Annotated in this window: 10 protein-coding genes; 9 read left to right on the top strand and 1 reads right to left on the bottom strand. The window is 70.2% G+C overall.

All coding sequences use genetic code 11. From position 1 onward, the window contains the following. The 4 genes from ACFUJR_RS32235 to ACFUJR_RS32250 all read left to right on the top strand — a co-directional run. Window positions 1–353: hypothetical protein (locus tag ACFUJR_RS32235; protein WP_383451002.1), on the top strand; the 353-nt coding region annotated here is incomplete at its 5' end. Between the two features lie 380 nt (window positions 354–733). Continuing rightward, window positions 734–1,420, top strand: a complete 687-nt coding sequence (locus ACFUJR_RS32240; RefSeq protein ID WP_383168722.1) for a hypothetical protein — start codon at window positions 734–736, stop codon at window positions 1,418–1,420. Window positions 1,421–1,560: 140 nt separating this feature from the next. Continuing rightward, a complete protein-coding gene (locus ACFUJR_RS32245; protein ID WP_383168724.1) occupies window positions 1,561–2,220 on the top strand; it encodes a hypothetical protein in 660 nt (219 codons plus the stop codon). Next, window positions 2,217–3,086, top strand: coding sequence for an SgcJ/EcaC family oxidoreductase (locus ACFUJR_RS32250; RefSeq protein ID WP_383168727.1), 870 nt, complete (start codon window positions 2,217–2,219; stop codon window positions 3,084–3,086). Before ACFUJR_RS32245 ends, ACFUJR_RS32250 begins: the two co-directional genes overlap by 4 nt. A gap of 605 nt (window positions 3,087–3,691) precedes the next feature. Here ACFUJR_RS32250 and ACFUJR_RS32255 read toward each other — a convergent pair. Beyond that, complete coding sequence (locus ACFUJR_RS32255) at window positions 3,692–3,904, bottom strand: helix-turn-helix domain-containing protein (protein WP_383168730.1); 213 nt, start codon at window positions 3,902–3,904, stop codon at window positions 3,692–3,694. Between the two features lie 108 nt (window positions 3,905–4,012). On the opposite strand from ACFUJR_RS32255, the gene ACFUJR_RS32260 reads away from it, so the two are divergent. The 5 genes from ACFUJR_RS32260 (at window position 4,013) to ACFUJR_RS32280 (ending at window position 13,977) form a co-directional block, all read left to right on the top strand. After that, window positions 4,013–4,882: a 3'-5' exonuclease gene (locus ACFUJR_RS32260; protein WP_383168732.1), complete on the top strand. Its 870-nt coding sequence runs from the start codon at window positions 4,013–4,015 to the stop codon at window positions 4,880–4,882. Window positions 4,883–4,999: 117 nt separating this feature from the next. Further along, entirely contained in the window at window positions 5,000–6,016 is a 1,017-nt protein-coding gene (locus tag ACFUJR_RS32265) for a recombinase family protein (RefSeq protein ID WP_383168735.1), read from the top strand. Next, the gene (locus ACFUJR_RS32270) at window positions 6,009–6,335 is read left to right on the top strand and encodes a hypothetical protein (RefSeq protein ID WP_383168737.1); all 327 of its coding nucleotides are present in this window, start codon (window positions 6,009–6,011) and stop codon (window positions 6,333–6,335) included. The genes ACFUJR_RS32265 and ACFUJR_RS32270 overlap by 8 nt, the downstream gene beginning before the upstream one ends. A gap of 95 nt (window positions 6,336–6,430) precedes the next feature. Beyond that, window positions 6,431–6,745, top strand: a complete 315-nt coding sequence (gene mihF, locus ACFUJR_RS32275) for an integration host factor, actinobacterial type (RefSeq protein WP_383168740.1) — start codon at window positions 6,431–6,433, stop codon at window positions 6,743–6,745. An 860-nt stretch (window positions 6,746–7,605) separates the two neighbouring features. Continuing rightward, window positions 7,606–13,977, top strand: coding sequence for an RHS repeat-associated core domain-containing protein (locus ACFUJR_RS32280; RefSeq protein WP_383168743.1), 6,372 nt, complete (start codon window positions 7,606–7,608; stop codon window positions 13,975–13,977). The last annotated feature ends 139 nt before the right edge of the window (window positions 13,978–14,116 follow it).

A 14,116-nucleotide genomic window follows, 5' to 3' on the forward strand; every position in this document is an offset into this window, starting at 1 on the left:
ACGCCATCTACGGCCGGTCACCCGACGGTGTCTACCGCTGGAACACAGGCACCTCCTGGACCCAGATCAGCGGACGCGGAACAGCCGAACAGATCGTGCCCTGCAAGGCACCCGTGACAGCCAATGCCGAGGAAACAGCGAACACGCCGAACCAGTCCCTGTGCGCGACTGACCCCGTGTTCGACCTCGACGACGCCCTGTCGGAGATCTGGGACGATCCTGAGCTGACTGCCCTCCAGAAGGTGCTGGTCATACAGAATCTGACGACCAACTGGGCCACGACTGTCGGCCTGCAAGCCAATGCATGCAAGGCGCTCACTGATGCCTACGCGGCTGTCGTTCGGGGGCTGTGAAGCTGATTCGTTCGACGTAGCTGGCCAAGGACGCTGCGGCGCGGTCCGCCCCTGAACTGAAGCAGACGCGACAGGCCTGCCGCTGGACGGCGAACTCGTGCAGCCGCACGACCGGGTTCGGGCCGGGGGCAGGCCAAGCGTGCGATGGCGCAGCCGCGTTCGAAGAGCCGGTGCTCTCGTCCACGAGGACCGACACGCGTGCGGGCGGAGCCTCGCAGGAACAGCGTGGAAGGATTCTTGCGGCATGCGCTACTTCTGCCACTCACGCTCGAGGGTGACTGCGCGCCAGGATGATCGTCGAGTAGGCGCGTTGCCACCGGGTGAGTTCGACGCTTCGCCTCCCTCTTCGACCATCCGACCCGGAAGGGAAACACACACGCATGTCATCAATTCGGCGAGCATCGATCGCGGCGGGGATCGCGTTGGGGATGCTGGGGCTGGCCGCGTCACCGGCCGCGGCGGCCAACCGTACCCTGACGCTGGATGCCAGTGACCCGCTGGCGGCGAAGGCCCTGCAGATCTGCTACGACGCGCACCTGATCGGTCCGGCCGTCCCCTATCAGGACATCGACTGCAAGGTCAGCTACGCCCCGTCCTCCTACCAGGCCGCGCCCGGGCCGGAGCACCAGGTGGGCGACCGGGTCCTGAACTACGCGTCCACGACGGTCACCCACACGCTGGCCTGGTCGGACACGGTCACGAGCTCGGACAGCTTCGAGGTGGGCACCTCGGTGAAGGCCACCATCTGGGGGGCGGCGGAGGCGGCGGTGACCGCCAAGTACACCAAGACCTGGACACGGTCGAGCACCGTCTCCCAGACGAACAGCCTGCCGGTCCCGGCCTGCAACGTCGCCTGGTTCAGCAGGGCCGCGGAGATGGGGACCGCGGTCGGGGACCTGCGGCTCGACTTCAAGTCGGACACCAAGATCCGGAGCGGCACCAAGAAGAGGTACCGGCACGTCGTCATCAACAACAGCACCTTCAGCGCGCCCACCGGCAAGAACGACCTGCTCATCGCCCGCTCCCGAGCGATGACGCCGCAGGAGCGCACAGCCTGCGCCTCCTGACACCCGCCCGTCCGCACCGGGGGCAAGGGCACCGCTCCGCTGTGTCTCCCGGGGCGGGCGGAACTGGCCGGGCTCCGCCGCCCGCCCCGAGCGACGAACACCTTCGGATTCCGCCCGCGACTCCACAAAGAGCATCCTCCATGACCCCAGTCACCGCGGCCTGCGGGCCGCCCCTGGCACAGCCCCGATGCGGCACCCCGACCACCGCCACCGTCCTGATCGACGACCAGGCACTCGAAGAGTTCCTGAACGCCGCGGTCAGCGAGTACCAGCTCATCACCGCCGAGGCTCCGCTGCCCTGCTTCGCGCTCCTGCTCGGCCAGACGGAGGCGAAGGCGTTCCACGTGCGGCGCGTCGTCTTCGGCCGCAACGCCCGGACCAGCGACCCGGCAGCCCGGCAGGAGTTCTCCGAGACGATCGTGCCGCGGTTCGGGCCGGCCTACGAGAACGAGCACCGCGGCTGGTGGATGGACTCCGCCGACCTCCTCAAGGCGTCCCGCCAGGCCGAAGAGGCCGACCTGGACCTGCTCGGCTCCATCCACATGCACCCGGACTGGCACCGCATAGGCCCGCCGCCAGCACGCGATCACGTGCTCAGCGAGCGCCCCACCCCCATGGACCGCCACCTCTTCGGCCAGGCGGGCTGGCCCCTCAACCTGATCTGCTACCTGGAACGCCGCAGCGGCGTCTTCTACCACGCGCTGGCGGCCTGGACACCCTCCCCACCGGACGCGCCCGCGGGCAGCGAATGCAGCGAACTCGACGTGCGCGTCCGCACGAGCACCCGGCTGGGGGCATGACAGACATGCACGAGCCCGACACACCGGCACACCCCGACGCCCAGGAGGACATCCTGGCGATCCGCGCCCTGTGGGACACAATGGCCCGAGGCTGGGCTCACGGGGACGCGGCGCGATTCGCCGCAAGCTTCGCGGAGGACTGCGACTTCACGACCGTCCGAGGCGACAAGCCGGCCGGCAGGCCCGGCATCGAAGCCGGACACGCGATCCTCTTCCGCGGACCGTACGCGGGAACCGCACTCGAAACCCACGTCAAGGCCATTCGCTTCCTCCGCGCCGACCTCGCCACGGTCGAAGCTGAGTGTACGATCCGCGCACCCGGCGGCGTGGCGCTGGCCCGCGCCCATGCTCTGGCGGTCGTGGAGCGCACGGCGACACATCCTTGGCTGATCAGAGCGTTCCACAACATGATCCCCGCACCCGCCGCCGCGCAACAGGCACCCCAACGCCAGGAGTCCACGGTGACCGAGCCCACCCCCCGACCGAAGCTGCGCCATCTGGCCATCGTGGCCCGCGCACCCGAGAAGCTCGCCGAGTTCTACTCCTCCGTCTTCGCGATGGAACTCTTCCACCGCGATCCGGACGGCAGCTGCTTCCTCTCCGACGGCTATCTGACCCTGGCCCTGATCAAGCACCAGCTCGACGGCGAGACCCCGGTGGGGATGAACCACTTCGGCTTCCACGTCGAGAACACGGCCGACATGTCCGACGCCCTGGTCGCGGCCGGCACCCCGAAACCTGCGGAACGCTTCACCAGCCGCCCCTACGCCGAGTACCGGGCCATCGACCCGGAGGGCAACTGGTTCGACCTCTCAGCCCACGGCTTCGGCGGCCCGCGTCCGCCCGCTGACCCTTCACCGGCCTGATCAGACCGCAGGCGGCCTTCCGGGCCCGCTACCGCAAGGTCTCGTACTCGGCATCGCCCCATCCGGCGTCTCCCCCGTCACCGTCAAGCAGGCCGTTCACCTCGTCCTCGGTGAACTCACACGTCTCGTCCGTGGGCCTCACGGTTTCGGGCCGCGCCGGGACGGTTCACGCCACCAGCCGAAGGTGTCCGACCGCCTGCCCGCCCGGGGGCTCCATGTCCAGGTCCAGGTGCCAGTGCCGAAGCGGCGGATCTTGCTGGTGATATATGGGAGGACAGCGGCCAGGTCGACCGGGATGGCAGTACAGGCCCAGGTCGCCGTCGAGGGCGGCGATCAGGGCCGCCACGCTGCGTCCGGTGCGACCACAGGGCGCTCTGCACCTGGTGGCCCTGCCAGCCGTGGCCGAGGAGATCGGCCAGCTCCAGGGCCGCGGCGCCCAGGTACGCGCACTCCGGGCTCGGCCGACAGGTCGGTCTTCGCCGCGTCGAGGAGGCGCTCGTACTCGTCGGGGTGAGCGGAGATCAGGCGCCGGACCGCGATGCCCCGGGCCTGGAAGTAGCTCGGCTCCCACCTCGCCATATCCCCACCGTACGTCCGCCCTGCGGTCAGGACTCGGTGCCGCGCCGGTCTCCGCCCCGGGACCGGAAGGTGACCCCGGCGTCGGCGAGGAGGCGGTGCACGCCGCCGTACGAGCGGCCCGTCTCCTCCGCCAGGGCCCGGATGCTCGTCCCGGAGTCGTACTTCTTCTTCAGCTCCGCCGCGACCTTGTCACGGTCCGGGCCGGGCGCGAGACGGCGGACCTGCGTCTTGTTCGGCATGGGCTGATTCCTCCCTGAAAGACGGCGGATGCTGCCATGATCGCGTGACGCGGTGGCCGCGGCCACCGGTTCAGCCAAGGTGCTCGGACGACGAGAAGGGGGCGGCTGGTGACGATCACGGACCCGGCTCAGTGGGAGGACCTGTTCACCCGCACCGTCGACGAACAGCCGGTGCAGTTCGTACGGCCCGCGGACACCGACCGCCCGGTCTGGGCGGTGTACGAGGCGGCCGTGTACGCCGGGAGCGTGGCGGCGGAGTCCGACGGCGGCCGGCCGCTGTGGCGGGTCCAGGGCAGCCGCGAGGCCCACCGTGACCTGGACGACGCGATCCGGGTCCTGCGGCGCCCGTCCTCGTGGACCCGTGAGCGCGACCAGGTCGCCGCCTGGGCCCGCCGCCTCCTCGCCGACGAGACGCTGCTGGCCGTCGACGTGGAGACGACCGGGCTGGAGAACGCGTACGCGGTGCAGATCGCCGCCGTCGACCGCCGGGGCACCGTGCTCTTCAACGAGTACGTCCAGCCGAACGTCCTTGTGGAGCCGGCAGCCGTCGCCGTGCACGGCATCACCCCCGACCGCCTCGCCCAGGCACCGGCCTTCGCCGAGCTGCTGCCCCGCCTCACCGACGTCTTCCACGGCCGGATCGCGGTCGCCTACAAGATGGACTTCGACCGCGGCGTCCTCGAGCGCGAACTCCACCGCCACCACTGCGGCGACGCCGCGGCGGCAGACGAGTGGCTGGGCCGGGTCCGGTGGGAGGACGCGATGGTGCCGTACGCGGTGTGGCGCGGGCTGTGGTCGGTCAAGCGAGGCGCGTACCGCAACCAGCCGCTCGGCGGCCCGCACGACGCCGTCGCCGACGCACGGCTCCTGATTGCGAAGCTCGAACAGATGGCCGCGACACCGTCGACCGCACCCTGGCGATCTTCACTGACCGGAAGCGTGGGCCAGAGTCGAACGCGCGGTGATTCTCACAAATGACCATCTGTGAGAGTTCTGCGAGAGCCCCGGAGCGTGATCCGTTTCCGCAGGTCGCCGTTCGCAGAAGTCCTCTCGAAACCGGCGTGTTGTGCGAGGCAGTTCTGAGAGACTGCCGCCATGGACTTGACGCCCGATCAGGCCGCATTGGCGGTAGAACGTCACAACTGCCCGAACTGTGACGCGCCCGCCGGCAGCGCCTGCCGCACCCGCGGCGGCAAGACCGCCGCGAAGTACCACACCCCCCGCTTCGTCCTCGTACCCGCGCTCCGCGAAGAACTCGAAGTCCCGGTGCCCGCCGACCGGCGACCGGGCCGCGCATGGAACCAGGGCCCCGCGCTCGCGGTGGTTCCCGCGCCCCGCACCGAGCGGCCGGTAAGGATCGGGTACGCCAGGACGTCGACCGCCCGCCAGGAGCTGGCGAGCCAACTCGAAGCCCTCCGCCGGGCGGAATGCCACAAGATCTTCCAGGAGCAGATCAGCACGCGGATCAAGGTCCGGCCCGAACTGGAGAAGGCGCTCGCTCTGGCGCACCAGTTCAAGGAGGCCGCCCCCGAGACGCCGGTCATCTTCACCGTCCACGAGCTCAAGCGCCTCGCGCGCAACGCCGCCGAGCTGATGACGCTGTCCGCCGAGCTCCAGGACGGCGGCATCCAGCTCGAACTCCTCACCGGCCCGCTCACCGGCATCTACGACCCCAACGGCATGGGCGCCATGTTCTTCGCCGTGCTCGCCGTCGCCGGGCAGATCGAGCGCAACTACATCCGGGAGAAGACCCTCGAAGGCCGGGTCGCCGCAGCGGCCAAGGGCAACCACGGCGGACGGCCGAAGGTCATCGACGACGACATGCTCACCTTCGCCCTCGCGCTGAAGAACAAGGGCGTCCCCGTCCCCGAGATCGCGAAGAAGCTCACCATCAAGGACGGCAAGAACGCGGGCAAGTCCCCCTCGGTCGCCTCCCTCTACCGGGCGTTCGCCGAAGCCGAGCAGGCCGCCGCAGTGGACGACGACCTGCCGCTGCGGCCCAAGCCCGTCCGGATCCGCCGGCCCGAGGATCCGCTCACCCCCGAGGAGATTGAGCTGCGCGACTGCCTCCAGGCCCAGCCGCACCCGAACGCCGGAGGCCCCCGTGGATGACCTCCAGGCCGTGCGCACGCAGGAGTACGAGAAGGTGTTCAGCGAACTCATCGCCACCGCCGAACGGCTCGACATGCTCCGGCGCATGGAGGGCGGCGGCGTCGCCCCCCACGCGACCGCGGCCATGCACGCGCTGCGCTTCGCCGCGGCCATCCTGTGGCCCACCATCCCGAGCGCCCCGCCACCCGGCTTCCGGCACGACAGCGAGCGTCTCCTTCAGCTGGCCTCCCACTGGCGCGAGGCGGCACTGGAACTCGGCGAGTTCGCCCCCGCCCGCCCCACCCTGCGACTCATCACCGACACGACACCGCCCTCGTAGAGGGGCGCGGGCCCCGCAAACCTGCTGGTCACCAGCCGCACGGCAGGGTGATGATGACCGCCACACGCCCGTACGAAGGAAGAGGAGTGGCGCCCATGGCTCTGCCCGTACTGACCGCCGAGGCCCGTGCCGAGGCACTGAAGAAGGCCGCCGCCGTCCGCAAGGAGCGCGGCGAGATCCTCGCCGCGCTCAAGGACGGGAAGGTGTCGCTCAAGGAAGTGCTGGAGCGCGAGGGCGCCGTGGTCGGCAAGGTGTACGTCCGCCGCCTGCTGGAATCGCTGCCCGGCATCGGCAAGGTCCGCGCTGGCCAACTCCTGGCCGACCTCGACATCTCCGAGCGCCGCCGCGTCCAGGGCCTCGGCGCTCGCCAGAAGGAACGCCTCCTCGAACTCTTCCCGCCGCGAACCTGACCAGCGACGCCGCCCGCCCGCTACAACGGCAGAGGACCCCGGTGATCACGTCATCGGGGTCCTCTGCCGTTCAAGATCGTTCTCACCGATATCCGCTGTACCGATGTTCCCCAAGGCCGGAGTTACCGTCCCCCGCGGCCCCGGGCCCCGCTTCTCCGGCCCCGGAGCCCGCCGTCGAGGGCGTGAACCCCGCTCCCTTCCGGCGCCCCGCGCCCTCCGGCATCCCCTGACCGACACGCGCATTCGTGATCACGATCCTGTCACGCGGACCGTTTCTTTGCTGATCACGACGTATTGTGCGCCGCGCATTGTCTGTATTTGGTCAACTGTCCTGGGGTGGGGATGAGTTTCAATCGTGACGTCCGGTCGGCGGCGCGGCCGGGAGACGGCCGCGCGTGCTTCCGGGTGGCGCATGCCTCGCCGAGGAGTCGACCGTCTTCGACGGTGCGACGCGAGGGGCGAGCCGGCTGACTCGGTCGGCCGGGTCCTGAGGTGGGGTGGGGGACACCACGACGTTCCCCGCGCACTCGGCTCGCGCCCGTTCTCCCGCGCGCCTCGCCGGCCAGGCAGGGGAACCACACGATGCCGGCCCGTTTCGAGACGTACGGCCATGGGCGGTGCCGCGGCCGGTCCCGAGCGGACCGACCACCACGTCGAAGGCCCGCGAGCCCGGGTCCGGTGCTGGTGGCGGTGGGGGTGGCGAGGAAGGACCCGCACGCCGTCTCCCGAGCCCGTCGCCTCTCCTCGCATCTTTTCTGTTCGTTCAGTCACGTCGTTCATGGGGGCGGAGAAAGTTGTCATTCACCACGTACGAGTCCAGACGCCGTTGGCGTCTGCCCGGGAGGGGATCAGGCCGCCTGGTGCTCGGGTCTGTCCTGCTCGGTCTGCTGGCGCCCCTGGGCGCCGTCCCGGCCGCCCAGGCGGCCGACACACCGGGCGGTCTCGGCCGCCCCGACCTTCCCGGCCAGCGCGTCAGCAAGGTCCGGCCCTTCGACGGGCCGGGGGCGAAGAAGGACCGGGAGAAGGTCGCCCGTGACCGGAAGGCCAACGACGCACAGGCGCGCCGCGCCGCGCAGGAGCAGCGCGCCGCGGCCTGGCCCGGAGCGGGCAGCGCGCAGCTCGCACCCGGTTCCGGCACCGCCACGGCGAAGCCGGGCGGACTGCCCGTCTCGTTGCGGCCGGCCACAGGGAAGGACCGGCTTCCCGCCGACGCCACGGCGAAGCTGACGGTCCTCGACCGGCAGGCCGCGAACCGCCTCGGACTCACCGGAGTCGTGCTGACGGCGGAGTCCGACGAGGCGGGCAGGGCGCAGGCGGACGTCGACTACGGCGCGTTCGCCTCGGCCTTCGGCGGTGGGTGGGCGGGACGGCTGCGGCTGGTCCAGCTTCCCGCGTGCGCGCTGACGACACCCGAGAAGCCCGAGTGCCGGAAGCAGACCCCGCTGGCCTCGCACAACGACGTCGAGCGGCAGACCGTCACGACGCAGCTCGTGATCCCGCAGGCCGCTCCCGCCGACTCCGGCGGCATGACCGCCCAGCTCATGGCGGGTTCCGCCGCCGCCTCGTCCGGCGCGGGCGTCTTCGCGCTCACGGCGGCGGGCGCGACCGGCGAGGGCGAGTCGTCCTCCGGATCCGGCGACTACTCCGCGACCGACCTCTCGCCCTCCTCCTCGTGGGAGGCGGGAAACAGCTCGGGTTCGTTCACCTGGTCGTACGACTTCACCATGCCTCCGGCGGCAGCCGGCCCCACGCCCGAGCTGTCGCTCTCGTACGACTCCGGCAGCGTCGACGGCCGCACCGCCACCACGAACAACCAGGGCAGCGCGGTGGGTGAGGGTTTCGCCGTGGCGGAGTCCTACATCGAGCGCACCTACGGCAGTTGTGACGACGACGGTCACGACAAGCTGTACGACCGGTGCTGGAAGTTCGACAACGCCACGCTCATGCTCAACGGCCGGGCCAGCCGTCTGGTCAAGGACGGTACGAGTGGTCAGTGGCGGCTCCAGGGCGACGACGCCTCGAAGGTGATCCGCTCCACCGGGGCCGCCAACGGCGACGACGACGGCGAGCACTGGACCGTGATCACCGGCGACGGTACGAAGTACGTGTTCGGCCTCGACAAGCTGGACGGTGCGACCACCCAGCGCACCAACTCCACCTGGACCGTGCCGGTCTTCGGCGACGACTCCGGTGAGCCCGGCTACGACAAGGGCACCAGCTTCGCGGGCCGGTCGCTCACCCAGGCCTGGCGCTGGAACCTCGACTACGTCGAGGACACCTCCGGCAACGCGGCCACCTACTGGTACACCAAGGAGACCAACCACTACAAGAAGAACAAGTCCACCACCGCGAACGCGGCCTACACCCGCGGCGGCTACCTGACGGAGATCAAGTACGGCCTGCGCAAGGGCGCGCTGTTCACCGACAACGCCGACGCCAGGGTCACCTTCGGACACGCCGAGCGGTGCACCGTCGCGGACTGTGGCTCGCTGACCAAGGAGACCGCGGACAACTGGCCGGACGTGCCCTTCGACGCGATCTGTTCCAGCGGTGACACGACCTGTCTGGGCACCGGCCCGGCGTTCTTCTCCCGCAAGCGCCTGACCTCGCTCAACACCTTCTCCTGGAACGCCGCGACCAGCGCCTACGACGCGGTGGACTCCTGGGCGCTGACCCAGCGGTACCTGGACGGCGGTGACATCGGTGACACGTCGGACCACGTGCTGACGCTCGAATCGGTCAAGCGGACCGGCAAGGCCGGCACGACCGCCATCGGCATGGACCCGATCCGGTTCACGTACCACATGCGGCCGAACCGGGTCGACGCCACGGACGACATCCTTCCCCTGACCCGGCCCCGTATCTCCACGATCACGTCGGAGACGGGAGCGATCACCACGGTGACCATGTCGGCCCCCGAGTGCGTGCGCAGTGAGGTCCTCGGTGCCGCGGAGGACACCAACACGCGCAACTGCTTCCCGCAGTACTGGAACATCAACGGCTCCAGCGAGGCGTCGATCGACTGGTTCCACAAGTACCGCGTCCTGGCCGTCACCACCTCGGACCCGGCCGGACAGAACGACGGCTGGGAGCAGAGCTACGCCTACAGCGGCGCGGCCTGGCACCACAGCGACGGCCCGTTCGAGCCGAAGGACGAGCGGACCTGGTCCGACTGGCGCGGCTACCGCCAGGTCACCGTCTACAACGGCGCGCTGAACACCACCCGTTCCAAGACCGTCTCGCTCTACATGCAGGGCATGCACGGTGACAAGAAGAAGGACGGCACCACCAAGTCGGTGAGCGTCGCCCCGCTGTCGAGCCCGGCCCTGGGCCTCGCCGCCCTCACCGACAGCGACCAGTACGCCGGACACCTGCGGGAGCAGGTCGTCTACAACGGATCGACGCCGGTCTCCGCCGAGGCGAGCGTGCCCTGGTCGAAGGAGACCGCGCGCCAGAGCCAGCCCGACGCGCCCGACGCCGTGGCCCGGTACGTCCGGGTCGCCGAAACCACCGACTACACCCACCTCACGGTCCCCGGCACCTGGCGGTCGCGGACGGTCAAGACGGCCTACGACGACCACGGCCACCCGTACCGCGTCGAGGACCTCGGTGACGACGCCAAGACCGGCGACGAGACCTGTACCCGTACCTGGTACGCACGCAACGACACGGTCGGTCTGACCACCCTCGTCTCGCGCACCCGTACCGTCGGCAGGACGTGCGATGTCGCCGACACCTCCCTCGACCTGCCGGCCGACGCCACCCGGCGGGGGAGCGTGCTGTCCGACACGGCCACGGCCTACGACGGTCTGAGCTGGTCGACGACGATGAAGCCGACGAAGGGTCTGGCGACCTGGACCGGCCGGGCCAAGGGCTACAGCGCGACCGCGCCGCTCTGGCAGACCGTCGCCACCACCGGCCACGACACGCTGGGCCGGCCGCTCACCGTCACCAACGCGGCGGGCGGCTCCGCGACCACGGCCTACACCCCGGCCACGGCCGGTCCGCTCACGAAGACCATCGTCACCGACGCCAAGGGGCACCGCACCACCAGCTTCATCGACCCGCGCCGTGGCCAGGCCAACCGGGTCTACGACGCCAACCTGAAGAAGACGGAGGTCGCCTACGACGCGCTGGGGCGCAGGACGGACGTCTGGCTGCCGGACCGTGTCCGCGGCAGCCAGTCGCCCAACAGCAGGTACGCCTACCACCTCAGCGCCACCCAGCAGTCCTGGGTCTCGACCTCGACGCTGAAGGCCGACGGCGAGACGTACAACACGAGCTACACCATCTACGACTCCCTGCTGCGTCAGCTGCAGACGCAGACCCCGACGCCGCAGGGCGGCCGGCTCCTGACCGACACCCGCTATGACTCCAGGGGCCTGGCCTACGAGACGTACGCGGACATCTTCGACACGACGAGCACCCCGAACGGCACCTACACCCGGGCCGAGTACGGCGAGGCGCCCAGCCAGACCGAGACCGTCTACGACGGCGCGGAGCGGCCGATCACCAGCACGACGTACGTGTTCGGTGTGAAGAAGTCGACGACGACCACCACCTACACCGGTGACTCGACGGCGACCACGGGTCTCCAGGGCGGCACGGCCACGCGCAGTGTCACCGACGCCCGGGGCAGGACGACCGCGGTGCGGGAGTACGCGGGCTCCAGCCCCGCGGACGCCGAGTACGGCGGCGGCCTGGGTGCCTCCTACTCCAGCACCGCCTTCACCTACGCCCTGGACGACAAGAAGCTCTCCACCACCGGGCCCGACGGTGCCCTGTGGACGAGCACCTACGACCTGTTCGGCCGGCTGGTGGCCTCCGACGACCCCGACAAGGGGTCCTCCTCCTTGGGCTACGACGTACTCGACCGGGTCATCAAGGTCACGGACTCGCGTGGCAAGAGCGTCCTCACCGAGTACGACGAGGTCGGCCGCAGCGTGGCGACCTGGTCCGGCACGAAGACCGACGCCAACCAGCTCACCTCCGCCGTCTACGACACCGTCCTGAAGGGACAGCCGGGCTCCAACACCCGGTACGTGGGCGGCAAGTCGGGCCGCGCGTACACCAAGTCCGTCACCGCGTACGACAGCCTCAGCCGGCCCACCGGGACGCGGCTCCAGCTCCCGGCGGACGACCCGCTGGTCGTCGCCGGCGCGCCGGCCACGATCGACCTGTCCACCTCGTACCGCCTCGACGGAACACTGCGGAACAGCAGCCAGCCCGCGCTCGGCGGACTGCCCCAGGAGATCGTGTCCTACGGGTACGACGCCCTGGGCCACGTCGACTCCATCGCCGGCAGCACGGGCTACCTCCTCGACGCCGACTACTCGGCCACCGGGCAGCTCCAGCAGATGGCCCTGGGCACCGCCGACACCGAGGCGCACAAGAAGACGTACGTCACCAACACCTTCGAGGCCGGGACGGGCCGGCTGACGCGGAGCCACGTCACCGACCAGACCCACCCGTACATGCTCCAGGACCTGAACTACACCTACGACCAGGCCGGAAACCTGACCTCCATCGCGGACCCGACCACCCTGGGCGGCAGCAGCCAGGCCGAGACGCAGTGCTTCGCCTACGACGGCCACCGCCGTCTGACCGAGGCATGGACGCCCTCGTCCCAGGACTGCTCCGACACCCGGTCCGCGGGCGCGCTCGCCGGGCCGGACCCGTACTGGACGAGCTACACCTACAACAAGGGCGGGCAGCGCACGGCGGAGACCCGGCACAGGACCACCGGTGATGCCACCACCACGTACTGCTACACGTCGGGCAGGCCGCACGCGCTGACCGGTACCAGCACGAGCGGCAACTGCACCGCTCCCGACCGTACGTACGCCTACGACGCCACCGGCAACACCACCAGCCGGCCCGGCGCACAGGGAGCCCAGGACATCTCCTGGTCCGAGGAGGGCAAGATCGTCGGCCTGGCCGAAGGCGCGACCTCGACCGAGTACCTCTACGACGCGAACGGAGAACTGCTGATCCGGGGTACGTCCGGTGGCGAGCGGGTCCTGTACGCCGGATCCACCGAACTGCACCTGCGCGCCGACGGCACCTCGTGGGCACAGCGCAGCTACGGCTCGGGTGACCTCCAGGTCGCCGTACGGACCAACCGGACGGGCTCCAACAAGCTCCACTACCTGACCGGCGACCTGCACGGCACGTCGAACCTGGCCGTCTCCTCCGACAGCACCCAGGCGTTCACCAAGCGCCGGCTGACCCCCTTCGGCGCACCGCGCGCGGGCGGCGTGGGAGGCTCCTGGCCGGACGACAAGGCGTTCCTGGGCAAGACGAGCGACGCGACGACCGGGCTCACGCACGTCGGTGCGCGCCAGTACGATCCCTCGACCGGCCAGTTCCTCAGCGTCGACCCGGTCCTCAGCACCGGCCAGCAGCAGTCGATGAACGGGTACGCGTACGCGAACAACAACCCGACGTCGTTCGCGGACCCGACGGGCGCGAAGGTGCCCGAGTGCGACAACCCGAGCAAGTACGGCATCACGTGCAGGGGCGGCGTTCCGGTCATCGAGACGAAGAAGCCGTCGTCGAGCGGTGAAGGCCCGACGCGCGCCTGCCGTTGCGGCAAGCGTCCCCCGCTGGTCGACAGCAACGGGAGGCCGACCGGTCAGCACACCAGCGGGGGCATCCCCGGCCGCCGCAACATCACCGTGTCGTCGACTCCCGCGCCGACCGGCTGGCTGAAGCAGACCCCGCCCAACCCGGGACCGCCGCCGAAGCCCGAGCCGAAGAAGGGCTGGTTCGACCAGACCCTCGCGGTCATCGGCATCGGTACCACGGAAACGAACACGATAGGCGGCTGCGGCAGCGTCTCCGGCGGTGTCGGCCTCATGGGCACGCTGGAGCTGTGCATCCTCGTGGGCAAGAACGCCGACGGCGAGTGGGACTTGGGAGGCAGCTTCTCGCCCGCCATCTCCGGCCTGGGCGCCGGTATCTCCGCCGACGGCACGGTCCTCGCCAGCAACGCCGACTCCCTGGACCAGCTCAGGGGCTGGGGATGGGACAAGGAGGTTTCCGCTCACTGGGTTGTCGGAGCGGTGTTGAACCACGAGAGTTCGTTCAACCTGGACGGCTCGTGGGTGCGCAACAGCAAGGGGGAACCCGTCTGGGGCGTCCAGGCCGGTGGCGGCGTGGGCGGCGAGGGGGGTGTGGAGACGGGCATCAACTACACGTGGGGATGCTCGTTCAAGCTCGGCTGTAGCTGAGCGGCACAGGGTGGCGGGGGCCCGAACCCCCTCCCTGGGGGGCCCCCCCCCCCCCCCCCACAAAAACAAAAAAAAAAAAAAACCCCCCCCCCCCTCCCCCCCCCCCCCCTCCCCCCCCCCCCCCTCCCCCCCCTTCCAC

It is taken from the genome of Streptomyces sp. NPDC057271 (assembly GCF_042668715.1).
Taxonomy (GTDB): Bacteria; Actinomycetota; Actinomycetes; order Streptomycetales; family Streptomycetaceae; genus Streptomyces.